The following is a 23,979-nucleotide window of genomic DNA, read 5'->3' on the forward strand; positions in this document are numbered from 1 at the left end:
TAGTATAAGGTGAAAAAAATTCTTTTAGTTGAAGATGATTTGTCCCTTCGCGAAAATATAGCGGAACTTCTTGATTTGTCTGGGTTTTTAGTATTTGATGCTCCTAACGGAGAAATTGCCATTGAAATTGCAAAGAAGGAATGCCCTGACCTTATTTTATGCGATATTATGATGCCAGGAGTAGATGGGTACGGAGTGCTGGAAGCACTGTCGGCAAATGAAGATACCAGACATATTCCGTTCATTTTTGTATCCGCTAAGACTGAACGTCTAGATATACGAAGAGGAATGGATTTGGGTGCAGATGATTACTTGACCAAGCCTTTTGAAGAAGAGGAACTCCTTGGTGCTATCCATGCAAGACTTGCAAAGGCAAAACTTATTGATAGTGCTTTTTCCGCTCGTTTTGAAGCATCCAAAAACAAAAATCAAATGCGGTCTTTGAATGAGCTCAAAAACTTTTTTGATGATCATGGCGAACTTTGCACTTTTAAAAAAGAAGAGGTAATATATAGTGAAGGGGACCACTCCAATAACATTTATCTAATACTAAAAGGGGTTGTAAAATGCTATAAGTTGGATGAACAAGGAAAGGAACTGATCACTGCCCTGTACGCAGCTGATGAATTTCTTGGTTTCACCTCTTTAATGGACAATATCCCTCATCAAGAATATGCCGTTGCTATTGAAGGGGTGGAGCTTGCCAATATCTCTAAATCTAGGTTGAAAACCATTCTTGAAGAAAACCAGCAGGTTTCTATGGAGCTCATGGAGCTTATGGCCGGCAATATTTTACAGATAAAAGAACAACTTCTTCAAATGGCATATAGCTCCGTTAGAAAAAAAACGGCCCAAACACTATTACAATTTGCAAAAGCAATGAACAAAAGATCGGAAGAGCCTCTGCAAATCACAAGGGGAGATCTTGCCAATGTTGCAGGGATTGCCACGGAAAGCCTTATAAGAACCTTGTCCGATTTTAAAAGTGAAGGATTGATTGCAGTTGAAAATAGAAAAATAATGATTTTGGATAGGGAATCTTTACAATGTATTAATTGATGTAAGGATGGTTTTATGATCACATAAAAATGATATTTATCATTCGCAATTGAGATTCACGATGCTAACTTAGTTGTGTTATTTCATTAACGATGAAAAATATTTTGATTCCCATAGATTTTTCAGAATATTCTGAAAATGCACTAAGATATGCCCAAGGTTTATTTCAATCAATAAATTGTAATTTTTACCTACTGCATGTTAACACTCTTCTAAATTCTGAAAAAAAAACCATATTGGGGAAAAACTTGAATGGTTCAAAAAATGTGCTAGCACAACTGATGGATAAAACCAAACAGCAAAGTGCAAATGACAATCATCATTTTTATGCACTAAACGAACATGGTTTTTTTATTGAATCTGTTAAAAAACAGATAGAGGACAAAAGTATTGATCTTATTGCAATGGGAACCAAAGGCGTATCTGGTCTTAGGCAAAAAGTGGTTGGCAGCAATGCTGGCGATGTTATTACCAAGGTACAGTGCAATACATTGGTCATCCCTAAAGAGATTGTTTTTTCAAAACCTTCTGAGCTGGCGTTTCCAACAGATTTCAATATTTTTTACTCTCATAGTATTCTAAGTTCCATTACAGAAATATTGCATTTGAGTGATGGACAAATTAGAATAATGAACGTATCCAAGCAAGACCAAACCCTTAATTCGGACCAAGAACAGAATAAGGCATATTTGATTGATTTTTTTGAAGAGTCTTTCCAAAAAAGATTTAGTTTTCATACGATAACAAATAAAAATGTCAAATCCGCAATACAGTGTTTTGTGGAAAGTAGAGATATTGATATGATCGTGATGGTGGCTAAAAACTTGAATTTTATACAGCAAGTTCTTTTTGACTCGATTGTGGAAAAAATTAGCTTCCACACCAAAAACCCTTTTTATGTTATCCATGAATAATTAGAGGTATTGCAATCCTTTAATTGACCAATATCATTTTATGCCTTTATGCCATGGCATATTTTTAGTCAAAGTTTTTGACTATGAACATTATCCTTGTCCCAACGGACTTTTCAGAAAATGCACTACATGCTTTAAAATATGCTCAAGAGCTATATAAGAACGCGCGAACCGAGTTTTATATACTACATGCCTTTGCTGATAAAGTTTATGGAAGATTTAATAATTCAACTGTAAGTGAAAGGAAAAAAGCTGAAAGTGATATTGGACAACAAGTGGAAAAACAGCTAGATACCTTGATTCAATCTGTAAAGGGAGTACCCTCAAACCCTTTGCACACTTTCCACGCAGTTGCATCTTTTGACAGTTTGGTGGATGGGGTAAATGATTTTGTAAACAAGCTCAACCTAGACTTGATTGTTATGGGGACCAAGGGCGAAACCAGCGACCACAAAACCACTTTTGGGAGTTATACCATTGAGGTTTTTAAATATGTTAAATGCCCTGTTCTGGCAATTCCCCAGGATTTTGAATACAAACAGCCCAAACTTATAATGTTCCCTACTGATTATATGCTGCCCTATAAAAGAAGAGAGTTAAAGCTTTTGGGCAATTTAGCAGGAGAGTTCAAATCAGAGGTCCATTGTGTCCATATTTCAGATTTTGACGTGCTGAGTCATAGACAAGAAGACAATAAGCTTTTCCTAAAACGAACTCTCGCCAAAGCCTATCTCTACTTTAAAACGATTCCCGTTAAAAACAGGGTCAACGCCATTTTGGAATACATAGCAGAAAATAATGTTGACATGCTGGCCATGGTCAATTCAAGACATTCATTTTTTGAGGATATGTTATACCGTTCTTCTGTAGATGAGTTAGGTCTTAAGATCAAGATTCCATTTCTGGTCATGCAGAATTTACCAAGATAAATAGTTACTAAGATGAAAAAAATACTCTTGCCCACCGATTTCTCTAAAAATGCTTGGAACGCAATTGATTATGCACTTCAATTTTTTGAAAATGAAGAATGCCTGTTCTATATTTTAAACACCTATACCCCATCATTTTATAGGGTGGATTATATGGTTGGTGGGCCGGTACAAAGCGCAATTCCAGATGTAGGGGTAGATATATCCTTGGGCGGATTGGAACAGACATTGTTTAGAATCGGGAAAAAGTATAAAAACCCTAAACATCAATTTGAATCACTTTCCGCTTTCAACACTCCAACGGATGAAATCAGAGAGGTCTGCGAGACAAAGGACATTGATATGGTCGTTATGGGCACACAGGGTGCTTCTGGGGCAAAAGAGCTGTTCTTGGGATCTAATACCGTACATGTTATTAGAAAATCAAAGTGTCCAGTGCTGGCAGTACCAGTGGAATATAGGTACAGGAAAGTGAAACAAATTCTCTTGCCTACGGATTATATTTCTAAATATAACTCCATTGAGTTGGAACCACTACTAGAGGTAGTCTCAAAAAACAATGCCCAAATACATGTTGTGCATGCTGTTGAAGAAGATGATTTAACTAAAATTCAATTGGAGAATCAACAGCACTTAAAAGGATTGTTAAAAGATTTACCTGTTGTTTTTCAGGATATTACAGATGAGTATATGCCAAACGTGGTGCACAGTTATGTGGAAAAGAACGATATGGATATGATTGTTATGATGAATAAAAAACACTCATTTCTTGAACGTTTGTTGTTAAAACAGAATGTGGACTCCATAGGATATAACAGTACTGTACCATTCTTGGTGCTGCATGATACATCAGAAATACTAAAATAAAGCGATATGAGACAGATTCTTCTTCCCACAGATTTTTCAAAAAATGCGTGGAATGCACTTTTCACCGCAATAAAGCTTTATGCAAATTTTGAATGTACATTTTATCTTATGCACTCATATGAACCCAAATCACAAAACATTGCTGGTTTTAAAAGTTCTACTAGGGCAGGTGAGGTCTATCAATCATTATCAGACCAATCAGAAAAGGAACTGGAAGAAATCATAACCTATCTAGAAACAAATCATAAGAATAAAAATCATACGTTCAAAACAATCTCTACAAACGAAAATCTTGTAACTGCAATCAAAGAACTTATTCCAAAACATGATATTGATGCTGTTTTAATGGGTACAAAAGGGGCCACTGGTGCAAAGGAGGTTTTTATGGGAAGCAACACCGTTAAGGTTTTAAAGGCTGTAAAAAATTGTACATTGATCGCAGTACCCGAAGAGTTTGATTTTCAATCATTGGATGTTATAGTATTTCCTACAGAATATGCACACTTTTTTGCGAAAGGAGTATTGCAACCATTTTTAGAACTAATGGGTGTATGGAAATCCGAGGTTAAAATATTCCATGTGGCCCAGGAGTTTAAGCTAAACGAGACCCAACGATACAACAGGGAGATTCTAAAAAAGAGATTGGAAGGATATCCTTATTCTTTTTTCAAAGTGACCATAAAATCGACAGTTTCAAAAGCCATCCGCGATTTTTCAAAAGAACAAATGGGGGATTTAATCGTACTTACCAATTACTCACATACATTTTTGGAACGTTTAACGCAGGAACCTGTGATTAAGAAAGTAGGATTTAAAACAAGTATACCTTTAATGGTCCTTCCGGATTTTGATGGGTAATCAATAATAGTAAATAGATTATGCAAAGGATATTATTTCCAACGGATTTTTCTGAAAACGCATGGAATGCGGTTGCATTTGCATTGTCGTTATTCAAAAATGAAGAATGTGAATTTTTCATTATGAATGTATTTCAATTAGGTTCTTCAGGTCTTGTTACAACAATGAACAGAGCTAATGAAACAAGACTATATAAAATAACCAAAGAAGAGTCAAAAAAAGGATTGCAAAGCGTATTGAAACGCATTGAAGAAAACTATGATAATCCTAAACATAAATTTAATACCCTTATTAGGGTAAGTACATTGACCAATGCAATACGGCAGGTTGTATTTGATAAGGACATCGATTATATAATCATGGGAACCAAAGGCGCAACAGGGTTAAAGGAGGTCTTTATGGGGAGCAATGCGTACAAAACCATAAAAAACATTAACCTCTGTCCTATCATTGCCGTACCAGATGACTTTGAACAAAACGTAATTGAAACAATACTGTTTATTACAGGGTTTGAGCATATCTACCATACCTATGAAATAAAACCAATGGTTGATATCGCCAAGATTCTCAGTGCCAAAATAAGGGTACTTTATTTAGGTGATTTAAATTCACTGGAACCGCATCAAAAAACAGCTTACGAATTAATTCAAAAACGTCTTAAGATTGTGGAACATGAAATTGTAATCCTAAAAAAAGAAAAACCAATCAATGTTATGATAAAAGAACTTGTAGAAGAAAACAATGATATTGGCGTTGTATGCATGATAAACTATTGGCACAGTTTTCTAGAAAAAATAACCCATGAACCTGTAATAAAAAAAGTTGCTTTCAATACTAAGGTTCCATTTTTGGTAATGCATCTTTATGACTGAAAACGCGTCTCTATTTTGATTCCGTTCTAATGTTGAATTAAGCAGATTCCTGGTTGGCCATATCAATTGCCAAAAAGGCGTTGTCTAGAATATTAAAATCTTTATTTAAAGCGTTCAGCTTATTTTTTGTTTGAATGGGTATGTCATTGTAATCCAAATCCATTGATAACTCTTGTTCGGGATGGTTTAACTGACATTGTATTTCTTGAAGTAAAATTGCAATCTCCCTTATTTCATCTAAATTTTCAACCGTATAAGGATTTGAGAAAAGTCCATCCAATTGCTTCTTCATTTTATTTAATTGGTGATGGTACATTGCTAGGATAGCTTTAAGGTTGTTCTCCTTGGCAGAATGGTCTATTTTGGGTTCTACTACTTTTTCCATTTTCCATTATTTTTTGGAAAAATAGGAAAGTATGGTAGGCAGTCAAATGAGATTGGTCATATGGCCGCATTTTGGAAGATTTTTTAAGAAGGTGCCAACGGAATCAAAGAAAAGACTCCGCCACTCTTACTATTTCGTTTTTTTGCACCACACCAGATTGTCTCCAAAGAAGTTTACCTGCCTTGAACAGAATCATTGTAGGTACCCCACGAACCTGATACTTGCCGGCAATTGACTGATTCTTATCCACATCTATTTTTACAATTTTAAGAGTATCTCCCATCTCCTCTTTTACTTCCTTAAGGATGGGCCCCAACACCTTGCAAGGACCACACCAATCAGCAAAAAAGTCAACTAGTATCAGTTGTTCCGAGTTAATGATTTTATTAAAATTTCCTTTCACAATGTCATGGTTTTATAGTGCAATTTAAAAAACTCTAAATGTATTTTAATTGACCTAAATCATAGTATGCCAACTTCTCTTAATCTAGTTTTGAAAATACAGTAAACTCATTTAAAATTGCTACTATGATCAATATACTTTTACCCACAGATTTTTCAGAAAATGCCTTTAATGCCATTTGCCATGGAATTAGGTTATTTGAAGACAGTACTTGCGTGTTTTATTTGATGCATGCCTATACACCGGCAATTTATCGGGTAGATTATATGATAGGAAGTCCGGGTAAAGTAGGTCTTCCTGACGATCATCAACAAATTGCTCAGACACATTTGGAAGAAACAAGGAAAAAACTGGAGACGAGGTTTAAAAACCCAAGACATACGTTCGTCACGCATGCAGCCTTCAATAATTTGGCGGATGAGGTACAAAATACTGTTGAAAACGAAAATATTGATATTGTGGTTATGGGTACGCAAGGAGCCACAGGAGCAAAAGAAATATTCTTGGGATCTAATACCGTTCATGTATTAAGAAAGACTAAAGTACCTGTTCTGACCATTCCTGTAAACGCAGAATACAAACCCCTAAATCATATTCTATTCCCAACAGATTTGGAAATTGAGTACTCAGCACCAAATCTTGATTATTTATTGGATCTGGCAAAGCTTCATAAAGCAAAAATTCATATAATGCATGTTACATCTCCATATGGGCTTTCCAAAGACCAAAAAAAGAACAAGGTTCTTCTTGAGAAAACAATGGCAACTTCCAATCATGAATTCCATGATTTACCAGATCAAGAGGTGATAGGGGCTATAAATAGCTTTCAAACCGAACATGACATACAACTGTTAGCTATGGTTCAAAACAAGCACACTTTCTTGGAACGACTTTTTGTAGAGCCAGTAATACGTAAAATTGGCCTGCACACTTTGGTACCTTTTTTAGTACTCCCATATAATGCAAAAGCCTAGCCAATTACTGCAGTACCATATTTTATGGAATTCTGATATATAAATTGACTAAAATCATAGTAGCTCATTTTCCGATGAAGTAGTTTTAAATAAAAGTCAATAAAATGAACAAAAGAATTTTACTTCCTACTGATTATTCAAAAAATGCACTAAACGCAATAAGATATGCCCTTGAACTATACAGGGATGTACAGTGCGATTTTTATGTTCTAAATGTATTTCAAGTATCTACTTATACATTGGACAACATGATGGTTCCAGAACCCGGCGAACAGTTTTATGATACTGCCAAGAGAAATTCTGAAGAGGGAATGGCCAAATTGATGGAAATGATAAAGTTAGGCCCAGATAATCCCAAGCACAGATTTCATACCATATGTACATTCAATAGCCTAACTGAAGCTGTAAAGAGCATTATAGCTAAACAGGATATTGATATAATAGTTATGGGGACCAAGGGAGCTAGCAGTCCAAAAGTTAAAATCTTTGGTACCAATACAGTTGCTTTAATGGAAAAAATAAAGGACTGTCCAATAATTGCCGTACCTGAGGGCTATTTCTATACGGTTCCAAAGGAAATAGTGTTTCCAACAGATTATAAATCTGATTACAAAAGAAAAGAGTTGCACTATCTTATTGAAATAGCCAAACTTCATGATTCAAAAATAAATGTTGTTCACATTGATAAAAATAAAGATGGAAAGCTTAGCCATAAAGAAGAAACCAATAAGCAACTCTTGCAAGATATTCTAGATGGCACAGATTATGAAATCCATTTCTTGCCAGCTGTAAACATAGCTGATGGTATCAACATTTTTATTGAAGGTAAAGACTGCGATATGATTACTTTCTTAAATAGAAAACACTTGTTTTTTGGCAGTATCCTGTCTAACCCATTGGTAAAAGAAATAGGATATGACCCAAAAATACCAATACTAGAACTTAATGATAACTAAAAAATTAGTAGTATGAAACAAGTTGGAATATGGTTGGATAAACAAAAAGCTGATTACGTACTATTTGAAAATGGAGAGGAAAAATTCTTTACCATTCCTTCAAATATGGAATTTTTTAATCCTAAGGGTGGTTCTAGGTCAAAGACAAGGTGGGGCCCTCAAGATGTTGTTCAGGATAGCAAATATCTTGAGCGAGAAAAACATCAATTAAAGAGGTATTTTGAAAACTTGGCTACCTCGGTGAAAAATGCGGACCAACTTGCCATATTTGGCCCAGCGGAAACTGCAGATAGATTTATGGGGTATTTGGAGAAAGACCACCAAACACTGGCCGTAAAAGTTAAGGTTGTAGACAAAGCGGACAGCATGACCGAGAACCAGTTCAAGGCATTGGCACGTAGTGCTTTTGACATTTGATTCATTGCTGAATTAAAGCATATGGAAAAAGAACTGGTAATTGTAAAATCTTCTGGAGAAAAAATGATTTTCTCCACAAAAAAACTGGAGAGATCTTTATTAAAAAGTGGTGCTAGCAAAGAGATAGTAGATTACATTGTGGAGCAAGTATCCAATGAGGTCTATGAAGGTATTTCCACTAAAGAGATTTATAACAGAGCATACGCAATGCTCAGACAAAAAAAACCAGTACTGGCATCTAGGTACAAACTAAAAAAAGCTATTTACGAGCTTGGTCCAACGGGTTTTCCTTTTGAAAAATTTGTTGCAGCAATTATGCAATTCTCGGGCTACCAAAAACAGACCAATACCATAGTAGAAGGCAAATGTGTAGATCATGAGATAGATGTTATTGCTTTCAAGAACAACCATCAAATTCTTATTGAATGCAAGTTTCATGGAGAACCTGGTCGCAAATGTGATGTTAAAGTGCCTCTTTACATAAACTCACGCTTTAACGATATAAAAAAAAGGAAGAAAACTGATGACACAGTTGATGAAGGTTGGGTATTAACAAACACTCGCTTTACCAAAGACGCGCTTAAATATGGTAATTGTATAGGTCTTTATTTACTAAGCTGGGATTATCCTAAAGGAGATTCTTTAAAAGAAAGAATAGATAGATTGGGTCTTTATCCTATAACCGTATCCACAATTATGTCTAAACGAGAGAAACAATTTTTACTTAGCAGGGATGTGGTGCTGTGCAGGCAATTAATGAATGATAGTTTTTATCTAGATCATCTTGGGGTTTCTGAAGAAAGAAAACAAAAGATTTTAAATCAAATAGATGAGTTGTGCAATATCTCTCAGTAAAGTATGAAAGCGGTTGAAATCCAATTTTTAGGAGGTGCAGGTACCGTTACTGGGTCAAAATTCTATATAAAGACCCCAGAAATCAAAATTATGATTGATTGTGGGCTCTTTCAAGGAATAAAATCATTGAGAGAAACCAATTGGAAAAAACTTCCTATAAGTCCAGCGCAAATTGATGTGGTTTTATTGACACACGGTCACCTTGACCACACCGGATATTTACCAAAATTGGTAAAAGAAGGTTTTAAGGGCAAAATCATAGCATCTGCCCCGACCCTGCATATTGCACAAATCATTTTAAGGGACAGTGGAAAAATTCAAGAAGAATTGGCAGAAAAGGCCAACAAGGAAGGATTTAGTAAACATGACCCTGCTCTGCCTTTGTATACAGTTAAAGATGTTGAAAAAGTCTTCCCGCTTTTTGAGAGCACTTATTTAGATGATTGGGTGGATTTAGGCCCTGACATTCGATGCAGATTCCGTTACAATGGCCATATCATTGGCGCAACGTTTATTGAATTGGATCTTTACGGGAAAATTTTCGTGTTCTCTGGGGATGTTGGCAGGCAACAAGACTATTTACTTGACCCACCCAAGAAGCCAAAATGGGCAGATTATCTTTTTTTGGAAAGTACGTATGGTGATAAAAAGCATCCAGAGGAAGATGTGGGGTTACGTATGTCCGAATTGATTGGTGATACCATAAAAAAAAGGGGAACACTGATTATTCCAACATTTGCAGTGGAAAGATTACAATCAATAATGTATCTATTATGGCAATTGCACCGTAAGAACAAAATCCCCAATATCCCAATTTTTGTAGATAGTCCCATGGGAACCAATATACTTGAAGTCTTTGCTAAATTTCCTGATTGGCACAAGCTGAGTTCAAAAGAATATTGGGCCATGTTTAACCATTTCAATATTATTGAGAGCTATGCAGATACCTGGAACACCATTGATGACCCCAGACCCAAAATTGTGATTGCAGGCAGTGGTATGGTAACGGGGGGGAGGGTGCTCACCTATTTAAAGCAGCTTGTGGATAACAACTCTACAACTGTATTGTTGGTTGGTTATCAGGCGGAGGGTACCAGAGGAAGAAAACTGTTGGAAGGAGCTGAATTTATAAAACTATTCGGCAAAGAACATCCCGTTAAGGCGCGTATTGAACATATGGAAAGCCTTTCTGCACATGCCGATCAAGGTGAGCTTATCATTTGGTTAAAAAATATCAGCAATATTCCAGAAAAGATTTTTTTGGTTCACGGCGAGCCAGATGCCCAGTACATGTTCAAAAATAAACTTAAAGAAGAGTTTGGATGGAAATGCCAGATACCGAACCTTTTTGATCAAGAGATTATTTTCATCTCAAATTCTTCAAATTGACGTAGATCATTTTATGGTCATGTGCACTTGTTTATCTTCATTTTCAATCAAATAATACTAAGGTGTCCAACAAAAAAGAAGTACAACAAGAGAAAAAAATGGAAGAACTGCATTGGGAGCTTCAAAAATGGAAATCACAAATTCAGTTCATTCAAGATGAAATGCTTTTTATAGAAGGACTTTTAAAGTCATATGTTTTTGAACCAAGAACCCCAAATTTATTTGAGCGCTTAGAAATCTTCAAACAAAAGTTTACAGAGTCAAAAAAGGAAAAGAAAAACTTGAAACGACTCATTGCTATTCACGAAAACAATATCGGAGGTATATTGGAGTGTACCTCTGCCAAATGCGACCTAGCTTACTATAAAAAACACATGAATTTAGATTCAATGGTGTCCAAACACTTTGATGAATACCTTAAACTTAAAGCTGAGGTCTATAATTATGCCGGAGCTGTTTTAAAAAAGAAAAAGCCAACTTCCTAAGTTTAAAAATATCTTGGGAATTGATTCAAATCATTTTACAGTAAACAACAGCTTTCTAAATTGGGAGTAAATAGTATTCATTAATCTTAAATATATAAGTATGTCACTAATTAAATTTAATGGAAACCGATTTCCATGGAACGAGAATTTATCGGATTTCTTTAATCGAGACACATTCGTAAATGATGATTTTTTCAATTTGGAAAAATCGTTACCAGCAATGAACGTCAAGGAACATGACGATGATTTTGAAATTGAGCTTGCCGCACCAGGATTTGACAAAAAGGATTTTGAAATCACTATGAGGGAAGACGTTTTAGAAGTTTCTGCACAAAAAACTAAAGAAGAAACGGAAAAAGATGAAGACTATGCACGTAAGGAGTTCAACTATAACAGTTTTAAGAGAACTATGCAATTGCCCACCACAGTTGACCAAAATCAAGATGTTAAGGCAACATATAAAAATGGTATTTTAAAATTGAACCTTCTTAAAGCAGAAGTAACCAAGGAAAAACCAAAACGTGTTATTGAAGTTGTTTAACCATGTAGGGCGGCGACTAATGAACTCCATTGGTCTCCTAAATTAAAAAGCTATGGAAAATAATACTAAAAAACGGGCATATACAGAATGGTTGAGTGCAGACGAAATGCACGAAGAATCCAAGAAATGGTCATCAGAACTTAAGTTTGCCAAAGACGAACAGAAGTTCCTTAATAGCATGATAAAGGACTATACATTAGACTTGATTGATGTTAAGATTTTTGATGAGGTAAAGCGTGTAATAGATTCTTTGAGCAAGGCAGAAAAAAATCTAATAAAAATCTTTAAAAAAGTGCAGTTGCATGAAAACCAACTACATATTATGGTAGATGAGGTGGACCAGATTAAAATGGAGAATGCATATGTAGAAACTCATACTGAGTTGGACAAAGAGGTGCAGAATTATTTTGCGGGCTATAGAACATCCAAAACAAAAATTTTCAAAATAATTTCCAATATCATGAAGAAAAAAAAGCAAAAAAGGTTGCTTAGTTAACATTGGGAATTTTATGCTGTTAATGACCTTCGACCCTATTAATCATAAAAAATGAAAAAACTAATAATTTTAATGGCACTGGCTTTAATTGGTTGTTCTTCAGCCAGTTTAGTCACTAATTGGAAAAACCCAGAGATTGTTCTGTTTGATGCCAACAAGGTATTGATTGTAGGGATGACCTCAAATACTGAAGCAAGAGCGCAATTTGAAGAAAAGCTCCAGGACGAATTTTCTAAACGAAACATAGAAGCTTTTAAGAGTATTGATCTTTTCGATGTGGAGTTTACTTCCTCTGAAAAATCTGAAGAAGAGCTTTCTGAGGTGGAACAACAGCTTTTGAACAAAGACTTTGATGCTATTCTTTTTACCAAGATCATTGGGTCGGAGAATAAAGAAACGTTTAGAAAGCGGATGTCAAAAATGGACTGGTCACTAAACAGCTTTAATGAAGATTACTTGGAGCATCAACCTATTTTCTACGAGGAAGATTATTACGAAGAATTTACTATTTATCATGCTGAGACTTCTTTGTACTGTATATGCGTGGGCAAAGAGCGCGAACTTATATGGAGAGGAAATATTGACATAACAGACCCCGTAAATATTGATAAAACCATTGATGATTACATAAAGTTGGTGGTTTTTGCGCTAAAAGAACAAGATTTAATTTTCCGTAAAGAATATAGAGATGAAATTACTAGTTTATAGCGCAAAAGAATTTGAAATAGAGAGCCTTAACAAGGCCAACAAAGAGAAATATAAGCTAACGTTTGTAACAGAAGCTTTGGATACCACAACAGCTGTTTTAGCTGCAGGATTTGAGGCTGTGTCCATTTTCTCTGGAGATGATGCATCATTGGTGGTCCTGGAAATTTTAAAGGATTTAGGGGTAAAATTTATTACATTAAGATCAGCCGGTTATAATAATGTGAGCATTAAATCTGCAAAGCGCATTGGTTTAAGGGTGGCCAATGCCCCGGATTATTCTCCGCATGCCATTGCAGAGCATGCAATATGTCTGCTCTTGGCGCTAAATCGAAATTTAATACAGGCCAATGAACAAGTAAAACAGTACAATTTTCTTTTAGATGGTTTAGTTGGGCATAATTTAAATGGGAAAACCGTGGGCATTGTTGGTACAGGTAAAATAGGTTCCATTCTAGTTCAGTTATTTCATGCATTTGGATGCAAAGTGATTGCCAACGACCTAGTAAATAACCACTATCTTGAAAGTCAGTATGATCTACAGTACATGGATTTGGAGAGTCTTTGCAAGCAAGCCGATATAATCAGTATCAATGTGCCGTTAACCTATGAAACCCATCATTTGTTCAACAAATCCCTGTTCAATGTAATGAAGCCAGGAGCTTTATTGGTCAATACTGCCAGAGGTGCCGTGGTAAAGACAAGAGATTTAATCAAGGCGCTTAATAGTAAGGCTTTGAGTGGATATGCTACGGATGTATATGAAACGGAAAAGGGCATTTTCTTTAGGGACAACAGTAAAAGAGGAATTAAGGATGAACAATTAAAGGAATTGATTTCTTTTCCAAATGTATTATTGACTCCTCACCAAGCTTTTGTCACTAAAGAGGCATTAGAGAAAATTGCCGAGACAACCATTTATAATATAGATTGTTGGTACGAAAGGAAAGGATGCAGAAATGAGCTGGGCTATGAAACATTTGTTTCATAACAAAGGGCTCAATAATTTTGCGGACCCTTCAAGAACCTTTATTCGCCATGGTCTTTTTTGATGTGTTTCTAGGTCAAGCAAAACGGATTTAGAACAATCCTGCAGAAAATCTTCTTTCATATTCCTGCATAGTTCATTGTTATAGATAATGGCATTGACCTCATAGTTTTGTTGCAAACTACGATCATCTAGATTGGCTGTTCCAACGCTCACAATTTGGTCATCGCTTATTACTACTTTACTGTGCAAAAAACCGTCTGGATATAAATAGAGTTTTATGCCTGCTTTTAAATAGGATTCGAAATATGCTCTAACACACCAGTCAACCACCTTCATATCTGTACTTGAAGACATTAATATTCTAACGTCTATACCGCTCAAGGCAGCGGTCTGTAAACTTTGAAGAATTGCATGATTGGGAATGATATAAGGATTAATGATATACAGGTACTTCTTTGCATTGTTTATAATTGAAAAATACACTTGTTCCATTGTTGCGAAGTCATCATCCGGCCCACTGGGAACTATTTGTACTTCCATGCCGTTTTGTTCTGTTGGTGTTGCTATGGAATGTTGTGAAAATTCCACTTTTTCACCACCGGCCAAATACCAATCCGTAACAAAGATTCTATCCAGATAACCGGCCGCTTTTCCTTGTATTTTTGAATGAATGTCATGCCAATTTCCGAGGGCATCATCGCCAGTAATGTATTTGTCAGAAATATTGATTCCGCCGGTAAACCCTACCTCACCATCTACTACAAGGATTTTTCTATGGTTCCTGTAGTTTATTGATGATAAAAACCTTCCAAATCTGAAAGGTAAGAACTGATGCACCTCAACACCAATATTCTGAAGATCTTTAATATGTTTTTTACTTAAGGAATAACTACCGATCCCATCATATAAAAGACGAATCTTTACCCCTTCTTGCACCTTTTTTTTGAAAAGTTGCAACAGTTTATCCGCTAACGTGCCATCTTCGTAAATGTAATATTGAATATGTATATGATGTTTTGCATTTTCTAGAGTTGAAAATATGGATTCAAAGGTTTCTTTTCCATCCTTAAGAATCCTCACTTGATTTTGATACGTTAAAGGATAGCTACTGGTTTTATTTATAAGTTTTATGGTTTTTAGACTACTTGGATCATTTACCGCCAACATCTGGTTTATTTCAGAGGAAGTATCATCCAAATGGATGTTCTTTTGATTGAAAAGCTTGTTTTTCCTACGGTTTCTACCTAATAATAGATATAAGAGGACACCACCAATTGGTATGGTGAAAATTGCCAAAAGCCAAGCTAAGGTCTTACTTGGCCTTACACCGTTTAGGAGTAGCCCAATAACCAGGACCAACGCTATAATAATGTACACTATGATTATGGTAACAAGTAGCATTAGTATAAAAACAATTTCCTACAAATATAGGAACCGATGATCATTGAATTTTTGATATAAATCAGTAGAGAAAACACATTCCTTTTTTATGGACTGAAAAATCTTTTAAAACACCCAGCAAAAATTCAAATTCTTGCTTATCATTATTGTAATTCAAACTGAAGCGATTTCCCATTGAGAACGTCGATTTTTATTTGGCCTTAAGATCAAATAATGGCAATAAGGCTTATTTAGGGGAACATTGAACAGGGCTTTTTGTTAGTTTTGAGAATTGATTTCAACTAATTGAATTTAAAAAATCAATCTAAACTTCCGCAATGAAGAATTCTAAATCATACTTGCCTGTCCTATTTTTTATGTTTTTTATGGTAGATGTAGGTGCTCAGCACTTTAATATACATAACCCTATTACCTTACCGGATAAAAGTCAGCAATCTATTATAGCACAACGTATTGGGTATACAGATATCACGGTGAACTATCATAGTCCTGGGGCAAGAGGAAGAGTGGTTTGGGGAAAGATGGTTCCATATGGTAAGGTGTGGAGAGCAGGAGCTAATGAGAACACAATACTCACCATTACAGATGATGTTGAAATTGAAGGACAAAAGTTGGCGGCGGGGAGTTACGGTCTTCACTTGCTTCCAGAAGAAGACAATTGGACGTTTATTTTTTCAAAGAACCATACCTCTTGGGGAAGTTATTTTTATCAAGCAGATGAAGATGTATTGCGAGTAACTGTTCCTGTCCAAAAAGCAGTGGAGATGAACGAATGGTTAAGTTTTAATTTTAAGAAACGGGATAGAGGTGCTGCTTCCATTGTTTTAAGTTGGGCCGATCGAAGTGCAGAGTTAAATTTGACACTTGATATTAATGAAATAGCCCTGGATAACATTAGAAAGCAATTACGTTCAGATGCCTATTGGGAATGGTTTAGTTGGTGCCAAGCTGCAGACTATTGCGCAGAATATAAGATTAACACGAAGGAAGCACTCGAATGGGTCAATAAATCCATTCAACTTCGGGAAAACTTCTCTAATTGGGATGTGAAAGCTAAGTTGCTGAAACAGTTGGGGGAGGACGAAGAGGCCGAAAAAGCAATAGAGAGAGCCATTGAGGTTGGAAGTGACATTTACTTGGAACGATATGGTAGAAGACTTCTAAAAGAAAAAGATTATGATCAGGCCGAGTATGTTTTTGGGCAGGCCATAAAGAAAAATTCAACCTATTGGCGAGCACATTTTAATAGAGGAAACGCTTTAAAAGCACTTAATAAAAATAAAGAGGCTAGAAAGGCTTTTGAACTTGCCCTTAAATATTGTCCGAAGGAGAGAAAAGCCCAAATACAAAACAATCTGGAATCAGTTCGGTGATTTATACTAAAAATTTTGAACTAATTGTTGGTATGCTCACTTCGTAATTTGGTTTTGTAAAATACAGGTTGATACAGTGTTCGGGATTATCAGATTTTATAAACATTTTCTTTTTCGGACATGGTCCTGAAAAACTTAAAGTGTGAAACTGTTTCGGGTTTTAGGATATTGGCAATACTGTAAAAAATTGCATTTACAATGCAATAGGCACCAACCATACTGCCAAAGTAAAAACTGTTAGAGCTATTAATGGATATATGGTGGTCGCTGTATTCTATTAATGGGGAAAGGTCACTATCCACAATGGAAATGGTTGTTGCGTTCTTCTCTGTTTTTGCAATCTTAAGCGCATTGATTGTTTGGTTTTGGCATTTATCCAAACATATACCGATAACCACATCATCTTTTGAGAAATGGGCCATATTCAAAAATAGTTCCCCATGATATTCGGTACTGGCATGTATTTGAGGTACTGCAGACCTGCAAATTCGCTCCATATAATTAGCAACCAATCCAATATGCCCTAATCCAATGATGTATGTTTGTTTTGAATTGATAATGGCATTGGCAATTTTTTCAATTACTTCAAAATCAATGGTGTCATAAGTTTTTTGAAGCATCATTATATCACCAAGTATTGCATCTTGTGCTACCTTTTGGGGATTTGAATGAGCTCGAACTTCTTTGATCATTGAATTGAATATAGAATCGACCCTGGTAAGTTGAACTTCCGTCTTTAAAAGTTCTTTCAGCTCATAAAAACCATTAAGACCAATGGCCTTGCAAGCTTTGACAATGGTGGCGGGGTTAACATCCAATTTGTCTCCAAGTTCTTCCATTCTCATTAACACCACTTTATCAGGATAATCCAAAGCATATTGAATTATCAATCTTCTCTTTTTAGAGAGTTTTGATAAGTCTATGTCATTTATTGTTTTCATAAGTCACAAGAAACAAAAATATAATATAACAAAATAAACATTATTAATATTGCTTTTTAACAAATAACATTTTCAATATTGCAATTTTAATTATTTTTCATACATTGTATTGATTCCTATGGCAAGATATTTTAGTACAATTAAAAGATTTTAAAACTTCTCGAAATTGAACTAGTCACATTGAAAGGTTAAAGTTCTAATAATCATCAAGGTATGTCCAACAATAGATGGAGCAGTAAATTTTCCTTTATCATTACAACCTCTGCTTTTGCAATTGGTTTGGGTAATGTATGGCGATTTCCATATGTGGCAGGAGAAGGAGGGGGAGCAGCTTTTCTTTTGGTTTACCTTGTTTTGATTCTCCTTGTTGGCATTCCAATATTGACGATTGAAATTGCTTTAGGGCGAATGTCCGGAACTACGGTGCTATTAGGTTTTGGACAACTTGGAAAGAAACCATTATGGAATAGTATTGGCTGGCTGGGAGCTATATCATGTACATTGATCATGGGATTTTATATCATGATCATGGCATGGATAGGTATATATCTTTGGGAATGCTTATCTGGGGAAATCTCAAAGCTACGTGTCTCAGAAATTTCGGGACATTTTAACAAGGTAGCATCAAATCTTACCCTTGTTATTGCGGTAATGTGTGTGATTATGCTTGCTGCATTTTTTGTTTTAAGACAGGGTTTAAAATCAGGTCTAGAACGATATGCCAAAGGAATGATGCTTGGTTTAATAGTGTTAATAGTAGGATTGTCAATATGGGCTGCTACATTAGATGGCGCAGTCGATGGTTACCTGTGGCTTCTATCCCCTGATTTTTCCAAAATCAATTTTAGGGTAATTATGAGTGCAATGGGCCAACTTTTCTTTTCGATTGGTGTGGGCATGGCGGTGACATTTGTTTTTGGCAGTTATACCAGTACTAAAGACAATCTTGTAACCAGTACAATCTGGATTGTATTGGCAGATACTTTTTTTGCATTTCTTTCAGGACTCATGTTGTTCCCCGCTATTTTCAGTTTCAACCTTAGCCCAGACTCAGGACCTAATTTAATTTTTGTAACGATGGCTACCGTATTCAATAATTTGGAATATGGATGGGTTGTTGGAGCAATTTTTTTTCTGTTGTTGTTTTTGGCAGGATTCAGTTCACTTATATCTGCGATACAGGGCCTAAAAGACAGCCTAAAAGACAAGTATAAACTATCAGACAATATGGCTTTGTTATCTGTAATAGGTAGCATCCTATTGATATCCATAGCAGTAGTTTTTTCTTATGTGGATGACCCACTGCTACTATTTGGAAAAACCGTTTTTGAAGTATTGGACTACACCACCAGCACAATATTGTTGCCATTGGGAGGACTGTTTGCTATCCTTTTTGCTGGACACGTAGTGGGTTATGACAAACTCAAAACTCATTTGTTGGAAGGAACCAAAACAATGAAATTACATGGTTTTTGGAAGATTGTTTTGATATGGATATTGCCATTATCGCTTGTTACTATTTTGCTTAACGGTTTATTAAATACCTAAAATGGTTAAAACGAACACTCAGAATAAACTTGACAGTGCCATTTCAATTCTTGGCGATTTGGTTGCATTTTCTATTTTGGGTGGTCAGAGCAATTTGCCTATCGCTGAATATATCTTAAAGTGGTTGCAAAAGAATGACGTTGACCATCATGAGGTTTTTAATGAATCAAAGGACAAGGTGAGTATACATTGTCGCATTGGTCCAGAAGTGGATGGCGGAATAATCCTATCCGGACATATGGATGTTGTTACTTCTGAAGGGCAACAATGGTCCAAACCCGATTTCACACTTACCAATGAGGATAACAAGCTTTACGCAAGAGGAACTTCGGATATGAAGGGCTTTTTGGCCTGTTGCCTTGCCATGCTCCCACATTTTAAACAAGCCAATCTGAAAAAACCCATCTATTTTGCCTTTTCTTATGATGAAGAGATTGGTTGCTTGGCCAGTGAACAACTCATTTTATCAATTAAATCAACGTATAAGGAGCGGCCAAGCTTTGCGATTATTGGTGAGCCTTCATTAATGCAAACTGTAAACGGGGAAAAAGGAGCTGCATTTTTTAAAACAACCATATACAGTGCTGCTGCCCACAGCTCCGAAGTTAGAAAAAGCATTAGTGCCATTGAAGAGGCCACCTATTTGATCCAATGGTTACTTGGCAAGATGGATGAATTTATTGCAGAACGGAATTTTGATGACCGTTTTGAACCACCATATACAACCATTCACGCAGGAGTTATAAAAGGGGGAAACGCTGTAAATATTATTGCAGACCAATGCGAGTTTTCTTGGGATGTTAGAAATATACCTTCGGATTCAATACAGGAAGTTCTTGATTCTTTCGAAGAATTCTGTGCAAAGCGAACAGTTGAAAAGAGAGAGACATGCCCTAACTTTAAAATAAAAACTGATAAACAATTTTCAATTGTGCCCAGTCTTGATACTTCAGAAAACTCAGAAATAGTAAGGATTGTAAATTCTTTTAGTGGAACCGATTCCACAAAGACTGTCTCTTTTGCATCAGAGGCGGGTTATTTTTCAGAAGCGGGTTTTGAAACGGTCGTGTGCGGACCTGGAAGCATGGATCAAGGACATAGAGCAGATGAGTTTATCGAAATCAACGAATTAAAGAAGTGTCTTTCTTTTTTGGAACGGATGTCCATTTGGGCCGAAACAAGTAAAGAACCAAATATGGATTATGAAAAAATATGATGTTCTAGTTATTGGTGGCGGAATCTATGGTATTACCGCAGCGGTGGAATTAGCGCTTAGAAAATACAATGTTGGGCTAATCAATCCTGATACCATTCCACATCATATGGCAGCATCTACAGATGTTACAAAAGCGGTTCGAATGGAGTATGGATCGGACAAAGAATATTTTAACATGGTGGAAATGGCCATAGAAAAGTGGCGTTCATGGAATGACTTTTTTGATGAAAAGCTATATCATGAAGTCGGTTTTTTGATGCTTTGCAAGGAGAAAATTGAAAATGAAAAACACACTTTTGAAAAGCACAGCTACGAAAATTTGATAGCAGCAGGTTATGCTCCGGATCGTTTGGATGCAAAAGGAATACGTGAACGGTTTCCGGCTGTCAATACACTCGAGTATATAGATGCTAATTTTAATCGTAAGGCGGGCTATGCAGATTCAGCTTTGACGGTACAAAAATTGGCAGATTACGCAAAATCTCTTGGGGTAGCTATACATGAAGGGCAAACCGCAAGTAGCTTTGAAATTGATAGGGGGAGATTGACTGCTGTGAAGACAAAGGAAGGGGAAACTTTCCAATGTGGCCATGCGCTTGTGGCGGCTGGGGTACATACTCCCATTTTGCTTCCAGAATTACAACCGTACATGAAATCCACGGGACACCCCGTGTTTTGGCTGAGACCGGAGAATCCGACCAATTTTACGCCACCACATTTCTCGGTTTTTACGGCAGATATTTCAAATTCTGGTTGGTATGGTTTTCCTTATTTGCACAAACATGGAATTGTAAAGATTGCTAAGCATTCCAATGGCACACCCGTTCATCCTGAAAAAGATGATAGACAGATTACAGATGCGGAGGTTGCAGATATGCGGTCTTTCGTTAAAACAACGTTTCCAGAATTGACAAATGCTCCATTGGTATATACCCGTAGATGTCTATATATAGATACACTGGACGGGCATTTTTGGATTGATAACCATCCAGACATAAAAGGATTATCAGTGAGTACAGGAGGAAGCGGACATGGGCTAAAAATGGCACCTCTTTTGGGAGCAATGGCAGCAGATGTAATTGAAGAAAAATCCCATAGGTTTTCTAAAAGGCACAGATGGAGGCATTTAACAACAGATACATCGCAGGTGGAAGAAGCGAGATATGTAATTAACAGGAAACTTTAGGATACATGAAAGCAAGTAAAATAATTCACAAATTCATGGCAGCCTATAATGAGAGAAATCTGGAAAAGTTTATATCATTTATGCACCCAGAGTTTAAATCATATCTGTTCGAATCGCAACAATGCCTGTGTTCGGGTATTGTAGATGCCAAAAAGGTATATGGTAAGAGATTTAGAGAAAACAAAGACCTTTTTGTAACCACATTGAATAGGATTGTGAATGACAATATAGTCGTAGAATCTCAATTTATTGAAGGTTTTGATAAAGGCAAAACAATACATGCCATTGCAATTTTTGAATTACAAAACAACAAAGTAAAACGAGCCTCTTTTGTACGAAGGGAAGTGCTGGTCACTGAGAACATTTCAGTGTTATAACAAATTAAAACGGGGACATGGAAAAAGACAAGTATCGCAACAAGGAAGTTCTGCTAGGAGACCTAAGGGAAGGCGTTATGCCTGCTTTTACCCATGTTTTTAATTGTTACTTTAACGAGTTGAACAGCTATATTTCTGTAATATGCGGAAATCAAGTAATGGCCCAAGAGATTGTGCAGCAAACCTTCGTTAAATTTTGGGATAAGCGTAAAAACCTGATCATAAAGGACAACATTAAACGCTACCTGTTTAGGATGGCTTACAACCTTTACAAAGATTTGCAAAAACAGAGCGTAAAAGAGCTGGCTCTGATACAAGAACTGCAATATGCGGCAATAGCTGGTCTTATTGAAAAAGACCCCGAAGATACAGAACGGAAAATGCAGCTTTTAAATCAAGAAATTGATAAACTGCCAAAAAAGTGCAAAACTGTGTTTCTACTCGCAAAAAAGGAGGGACTTTCATATAAGGAAATTGCAGAAAGACTTAACATTTCAATAAAAACAGTAGAAGTACATATGTCTAAAGCAATGCTTAGATTAAAGAATACGCTCACCTGATCATAGTACTTTTCTTTCATTGCGACACTATTTTACGATTTATTCAAGGTTTTTCGAAAAAAGAAGAATAAAAAGTAAGGGTAGCCCTCTTTTTTTTAGTCTAATCTTAAGAAAACACTAAATGATCAATGAATAGTAAAATTGATATCATCATTTCAAAATTTCTTGATGATGAGGCTTCGGAAGCTGAAAAAGCTTTTTTAATTGAATGGACCCAGACTCCAGAGAATAGGGCCTATTTTGAAGATTTCATTAAAACGGAGATTTGGGTCAAGTATAGCTTTAACGCATCAGATGTTGAGAAGCACCTTTCCATGTTATCTATTGTAACCAGGTCAAAAAGAAAAAAAACGCACTTAACCATCTTAAAGTACGCAGCGTTGTTTATCGCAATTTTTACCTCTGCGGCATTTATATACTTTTCAAAAGATGGGTCAGATTTTCAGGTTCTGGACCAGAATACCATTTCATTGGAGATTAATAATGGTTCTTCACGATACTTTTCTCTTGAAGACTATTCTGGTTTCACCTTAAAAGATAAAGCTGTAGCACTTAAAACAAATGGAGTGCTAGAGTATTTGGCCAATAGTAAACAAGAAAAAGAATCCAACAATATTGAATACCATACAATCAATGTACCCTATGGAAAAACATTCAAGGTCAATTTCGCTGATGGTACACAGGTGCATTTAAATTCCGGATCAAAATTGACATACCCTAAAAACTTTAATGGGTCTGATTTAAGGGAAGTGTCACTAGTTGGTGAAGCCTATTTTAAGGTAGCCAAGGCAAATGTTCCATTCCAAGTAAATGTGGAAGGTTTGTCAACCAAGGTGTTGGGAACAGAATTTAACGTTTCGGCATATCAAGATGAGATATTCAAAGAGGTAATCCTAGTAGAAGGGTCGGTTCAAGTGTTTCAGAACTATAAAGGAAAAGGTACATCAGCACCAAAGCTTATGGTACCGAGTCAGAGAGCCATTGGGAAAAACGCCGATATCGATTTAATTATTGAAAATGTAGACATCGCAAACCATATTGCCTGGATGGATGGTGTTCTGGTGTTTGAAAATGAGAACCTGCCAGGTATTATTAAAATTTTAGAGCGAAGATTCAATATTGATATCAAGAACAATTACGAAAGACTTGATGAGATGAGATACAGTGGAAGATTCAAGAACGAAAATATTGACGAGATCCTTAAGACCATGCAAGCGCATACGAACTTTTCATACACATTGAAAGGGAACATCCTGAAAATTGATAAACCGAACTAAAAAA

At 36.1% G+C, this 23,979-nt stretch carries 27 protein-coding genes; 23 read left to right on the forward strand and 4 right to left on the reverse strand.

Annotated elements, in window-relative coordinates; all coding sequences use genetic code 11:
• Nucleotides 1–9 precede the first annotated feature (9 nt).
• The 6 genes from DKG77_RS15225 to DKG77_RS15250 all read left to right on the forward strand — a co-directional run bounded on the left by DKG77_RS15225 (nt 10) and on the right by DKG77_RS15250 (nt 5,499).
• Nucleotides 10–1,059: a response regulator gene (locus tag DKG77_RS15225; RefSeq protein ID WP_109664828.1), complete on the forward strand. Its 1,050-nt coding sequence runs from the start codon at nt 10–12 to the stop codon at nt 1,057–1,059.
• A gap of 92 nt (nt 1,060–1,151) precedes the next feature.
• Nucleotides 1,152–1,973, forward strand: a complete 822-nt coding sequence (locus DKG77_RS15230; RefSeq protein ID WP_109664830.1) for a universal stress protein — start codon at nt 1,152–1,154, stop codon at nt 1,971–1,973.
• A gap of 83 nt (nt 1,974–2,056) precedes the next feature.
• Nucleotides 2,057–2,902, forward strand: a complete 846-nt coding sequence (locus DKG77_RS15235; RefSeq protein ID WP_109664833.1) for a universal stress protein — start codon at nt 2,057–2,059, stop codon at nt 2,900–2,902.
• 12 nt (nt 2,903–2,914) lie between these two features.
• Complete coding sequence (locus DKG77_RS15240) at nt 2,915–3,769, forward strand: universal stress protein (RefSeq protein WP_109664836.1); 855 nt, start codon at nt 2,915–2,917, stop codon at nt 3,767–3,769.
• Between the two features lie 6 nt (nt 3,770–3,775).
• The gene (locus DKG77_RS15245; protein ID WP_109664839.1) at nt 3,776–4,627 is read left to right on the forward strand and encodes a universal stress protein; all 852 of its coding nucleotides are present in this window, start codon (nt 3,776–3,778) and stop codon (nt 4,625–4,627) included.
• A gap of 20 nt (nt 4,628–4,647) precedes the next feature.
• Nucleotides 4,648–5,499 carry a universal stress protein gene (locus tag DKG77_RS15250; protein WP_109664842.1) on the forward strand — a complete coding sequence of 284 codons (852 nt, stop codon included), beginning with the start codon at nt 4,648–4,650 and terminating at the stop codon, nt 5,497–5,499.
• A gap of 37 nt (nt 5,500–5,536) precedes the next feature.
• Here the strand turns inward: DKG77_RS15250 and DKG77_RS15255 are convergent, their stop codons facing one another.
• Both DKG77_RS15255 and trxA read right to left on the reverse strand, forming a co-directional pair.
• A complete protein-coding gene (locus DKG77_RS15255) occupies nt 5,537–5,884 on the reverse strand; it encodes a hypothetical protein (protein ID WP_109664845.1) in 348 nt (115 codons plus the stop codon).
• Between the two features lie 103 nt (nt 5,885–5,987).
• Complete coding sequence (gene trxA / locus DKG77_RS15260; RefSeq protein ID WP_109664848.1) at nt 5,988–6,287, reverse strand: thioredoxin; 300 nt, start codon at nt 6,285–6,287, stop codon at nt 5,988–5,990.
• 125 nt (nt 6,288–6,412) lie between these two features.
• On the opposite strand from trxA, the gene DKG77_RS15265 reads away from it, so the two are divergent.
• From DKG77_RS15265 to DKG77_RS15310, 10 genes are all read left to right on the forward strand, one after another.
• Nucleotides 6,413–7,261, forward strand: a complete 849-nt coding sequence (locus tag DKG77_RS15265) for a universal stress protein (RefSeq protein WP_109664851.1) — start codon at nt 6,413–6,415, stop codon at nt 7,259–7,261.
• Nucleotides 7,262–7,365: 104 nt separating this feature from the next.
• Nucleotides 7,366–8,217, forward strand: coding sequence for a universal stress protein (locus DKG77_RS15270; protein WP_109664854.1), 852 nt, complete (start codon nt 7,366–7,368; stop codon nt 8,215–8,217).
• Between the two features lie 12 nt (nt 8,218–8,229).
• Nucleotides 8,230–8,634, forward strand: a complete 405-nt coding sequence (locus tag DKG77_RS15275; protein WP_109664857.1) for a hypothetical protein — start codon at nt 8,230–8,232, stop codon at nt 8,632–8,634.
• A 21-nt stretch (nt 8,635–8,655) separates the two neighbouring features.
• Entirely contained in the window at nt 8,656–9,489 is an 834-nt protein-coding gene (locus DKG77_RS15280; protein WP_109664860.1) for a restriction endonuclease, read from the forward strand.
• A gap of 3 nt (nt 9,490–9,492) precedes the next feature.
• On the forward strand, nt 9,493–10,878 hold the full coding sequence (locus DKG77_RS15285) for an MBL fold metallo-hydrolase RNA specificity domain-containing protein (protein ID WP_109664863.1): 1,386 nt from the start codon (nt 9,493–9,495) through the stop codon (nt 10,876–10,878).
• A 62-nt stretch (nt 10,879–10,940) separates the two neighbouring features.
• A complete protein-coding gene (locus DKG77_RS15290; RefSeq protein ID WP_109664866.1) occupies nt 10,941–11,363 on the forward strand; it encodes a hypothetical protein in 423 nt (140 codons plus the stop codon).
• Between the two features lie 100 nt (nt 11,364–11,463).
• Nucleotides 11,464–11,904: an Hsp20/alpha crystallin family protein gene (locus DKG77_RS15295; protein ID WP_109664869.1), complete on the forward strand. Its 441-nt coding sequence runs from the start codon at nt 11,464–11,466 to the stop codon at nt 11,902–11,904.
• Between the two features lie 52 nt (nt 11,905–11,956).
• Nucleotides 11,957–12,400 (forward strand): hypothetical protein, encoded by a 444-nt coding sequence (locus tag DKG77_RS15300; RefSeq protein WP_109664872.1) that lies wholly within the window; start codon nt 11,957–11,959, stop codon nt 12,398–12,400.
• A gap of 51 nt (nt 12,401–12,451) precedes the next feature.
• Nucleotides 12,452–13,108 (forward strand): hypothetical protein, encoded by a 657-nt coding sequence (locus DKG77_RS15305; protein WP_109664875.1) that lies wholly within the window; start codon nt 12,452–12,454, stop codon nt 13,106–13,108.
• Entirely contained in the window at nt 13,089–14,096 is a 1,008-nt protein-coding gene (locus DKG77_RS15310; RefSeq protein ID WP_109664877.1) for a 2-hydroxyacid dehydrogenase, read from the forward strand. Before DKG77_RS15305 ends, DKG77_RS15310 begins: the two co-directional genes overlap by 20 nt.
• Here the strand turns inward: DKG77_RS15310 and cls are convergent.
• The gene (gene cls, locus DKG77_RS15315) at nt 14,091–15,497 is read right to left on the reverse strand and encodes a cardiolipin synthase (RefSeq protein ID WP_109664880.1); all 1,407 of its coding nucleotides are present in this window, start codon (nt 15,495–15,497) and stop codon (nt 14,091–14,093) included. The two genes, DKG77_RS15310 and cls, sit on opposite strands and share 6 nt — an antisense overlap.
• 317 nt (nt 15,498–15,814) lie before the next feature.
• On the opposite strand from cls, the gene DKG77_RS15320 reads away from it, so the two are divergent.
• The gene (locus tag DKG77_RS15320; protein ID WP_109664883.1) at nt 15,815–16,870 is read left to right on the forward strand and encodes a DUF2911 domain-containing protein; all 1,056 of its coding nucleotides are present in this window, start codon (nt 15,815–15,817) and stop codon (nt 16,868–16,870) included.
• Between the two features lie 89 nt (nt 16,871–16,959).
• On the opposite strand, the gene DKG77_RS15325 is transcribed toward DKG77_RS15320, so the two are convergent.
• Entirely contained in the window at nt 16,960–17,811 is an 852-nt protein-coding gene (locus DKG77_RS15325; protein ID WP_109664886.1) for a MurR/RpiR family transcriptional regulator, read from the reverse strand.
• A gap of 213 nt (nt 17,812–18,024) precedes the next feature.
• Between DKG77_RS15325 and DKG77_RS15330 the strand changes: the two genes are divergently transcribed.
• The 6 genes from DKG77_RS15330 to DKG77_RS15355 all read left to right on the forward strand — a co-directional run bounded on the left by DKG77_RS15330 (nt 18,025) and on the right by DKG77_RS15355 (nt 23,975).
• Nucleotides 18,025–19,359 carry a sodium-dependent transporter gene (locus tag DKG77_RS15330; protein WP_109664889.1) on the forward strand — a complete coding sequence of 445 codons (1,335 nt, stop codon included), beginning with the start codon at nt 18,025–18,027 and terminating at the stop codon, nt 19,357–19,359.
• A 1-nt stretch (nt 19,360) separates the two neighbouring features.
• Nucleotides 19,361–20,575, forward strand: coding sequence for an acetylornithine deacetylase (gene argE, locus DKG77_RS15335; protein ID WP_109664892.1), 1,215 nt, complete (start codon nt 19,361–19,363; stop codon nt 20,573–20,575).
• Entirely contained in the window at nt 20,562–21,761 is a 1,200-nt protein-coding gene (locus tag DKG77_RS15340) for an NAD(P)/FAD-dependent oxidoreductase (protein ID WP_109664894.1), read from the forward strand. Before argE ends, DKG77_RS15340 begins: the two co-directional genes overlap by 14 nt.
• Nucleotides 21,762–21,766: 5 nt before the next feature.
• Nucleotides 21,767–22,138 carry a nuclear transport factor 2 family protein gene (locus DKG77_RS15345; protein ID WP_109664897.1) on the forward strand — a complete coding sequence of 124 codons (372 nt, stop codon included), beginning with the start codon at nt 21,767–21,769 and terminating at the stop codon, nt 22,136–22,138.
• 17 nt (nt 22,139–22,155) lie between these two features.
• Complete coding sequence (locus DKG77_RS15350; protein WP_109664900.1) at nt 22,156–22,698, forward strand: RNA polymerase sigma-70 factor; 543 nt, start codon at nt 22,156–22,158, stop codon at nt 22,696–22,698.
• Nucleotides 22,699–22,826: 128 nt separating this feature from the next.
• Nucleotides 22,827–23,975: a FecR family protein gene (locus DKG77_RS15355; protein ID WP_109664902.1), complete on the forward strand. Its 1,149-nt coding sequence runs from the start codon at nt 22,827–22,829 to the stop codon at nt 23,973–23,975.
• The last annotated feature ends 4 nt before the right edge of the window (nt 23,976–23,979 follow it).

Source organism: Flagellimonas aquimarina (assembly GCF_003149745.1).
Classification (GTDB): Bacteria; Bacteroidota; Bacteroidia; order Flavobacteriales; family Flavobacteriaceae; genus Flagellimonas; species Flagellimonas aquimarina.

What these genes read in the sequence shown, in the direction of transcription:
- DKG77_RS15230 (WP_109664830.1), top strand. Translation starts at nt 1,152, where the DNA reads ATGAAAAATATTTTGATTCCCATAGATTTTTCAGAATATTCTGAAAAT.
- DKG77_RS15235 (WP_109664833.1), top strand. Translation starts at nt 2,057, where the DNA reads ATGAACATTATCCTTGTCCCAACGGACTTTTCAGAAAATGCACTACAT.
- DKG77_RS15240 (WP_109664836.1), top strand. Translation starts at nt 2,915, where the DNA reads ATGAAAAAAATACTCTTGCCCACCGATTTCTCTAAAAATGCTTGGAAC.
- DKG77_RS15245 (WP_109664839.1), top strand. Translation starts at nt 3,776, where the DNA reads ATGAGACAGATTCTTCTTCCCACAGATTTTTCAAAAAATGCGTGGAAT.
- DKG77_RS15250 (WP_109664842.1), top strand. Translation starts at nt 4,648, where the DNA reads ATGCAAAGGATATTATTTCCAACGGATTTTTCTGAAAACGCATGGAAT.
- DKG77_RS15255 (WP_109664845.1), bottom strand. Translation starts at nt 5,884, where the DNA reads ATGGAAAAAGTAGTAGAACCCAAAATAGACCATTCTGCCAAGGAGAAC.
- DKG77_RS15265 (WP_109664851.1), top strand. Translation starts at nt 6,413, where the DNA reads ATGATCAATATACTTTTACCCACAGATTTTTCAGAAAATGCCTTTAAT.
- DKG77_RS15270 (WP_109664854.1), top strand. Translation starts at nt 7,366, where the DNA reads ATGAACAAAAGAATTTTACTTCCTACTGATTATTCAAAAAATGCACTA.
- DKG77_RS15275 (WP_109664857.1), top strand. Translation starts at nt 8,230, where the DNA reads ATGAAACAAGTTGGAATATGGTTGGATAAACAAAAAGCTGATTACGTA.
- DKG77_RS15280 (WP_109664860.1), top strand. Translation starts at nt 8,656, where the DNA reads ATGGAAAAAGAACTGGTAATTGTAAAATCTTCTGGAGAAAAAATGATT.
- DKG77_RS15285 (WP_109664863.1), top strand. Translation starts at nt 9,493, where the DNA reads ATGAAAGCGGTTGAAATCCAATTTTTAGGAGGTGCAGGTACCGTTACT.
- DKG77_RS15295 (WP_109664869.1), top strand. Translation starts at nt 11,464, where the DNA reads ATGTCACTAATTAAATTTAATGGAAACCGATTTCCATGGAACGAGAAT.
- DKG77_RS15300 (WP_109664872.1), top strand. Translation starts at nt 11,957, where the DNA reads ATGGAAAATAATACTAAAAAACGGGCATATACAGAATGGTTGAGTGCA.
- DKG77_RS15305 (WP_109664875.1), top strand. Translation starts at nt 12,452, where the DNA reads ATGAAAAAACTAATAATTTTAATGGCACTGGCTTTAATTGGTTGTTCT.
- DKG77_RS15310 (WP_109664877.1), top strand. Translation starts at nt 13,089, where the DNA reads ATGAAATTACTAGTTTATAGCGCAAAAGAATTTGAAATAGAGAGCCTT.
- cls (WP_109664880.1), bottom strand. Translation starts at nt 15,497, where the DNA reads ATGCTACTTGTTACCATAATCATAGTGTACATTATTATAGCGTTGGTC.
- DKG77_RS15320 (WP_109664883.1), top strand. Translation starts at nt 15,815, where the DNA reads ATGAAGAATTCTAAATCATACTTGCCTGTCCTATTTTTTATGTTTTTT.
- DKG77_RS15325 (WP_109664886.1), bottom strand. Translation starts at nt 17,811, where the DNA reads ATGAAAACAATAAATGACATAGACTTATCAAAACTCTCTAAAAAGAGA.
- DKG77_RS15330 (WP_109664889.1), top strand. Translation starts at nt 18,025, where the DNA reads ATGTCCAACAATAGATGGAGCAGTAAATTTTCCTTTATCATTACAACC.
- argE (WP_109664892.1), top strand. Translation starts at nt 19,361, where the DNA reads ATGGTTAAAACGAACACTCAGAATAAACTTGACAGTGCCATTTCAATT.
- DKG77_RS15340 (WP_109664894.1), top strand. Translation starts at nt 20,562, where the DNA reads ATGAAAAAATATGATGTTCTAGTTATTGGTGGCGGAATCTATGGTATT.
- DKG77_RS15345 (WP_109664897.1), top strand. Translation starts at nt 21,767, where the DNA reads ATGAAAGCAAGTAAAATAATTCACAAATTCATGGCAGCCTATAATGAG.
- DKG77_RS15350 (WP_109664900.1), top strand. Translation starts at nt 22,156, where the DNA reads ATGGAAAAAGACAAGTATCGCAACAAGGAAGTTCTGCTAGGAGACCTA.
- DKG77_RS15355 (WP_109664902.1), top strand. Translation starts at nt 22,827, where the DNA reads ATGAATAGTAAAATTGATATCATCATTTCAAAATTTCTTGATGATGAG.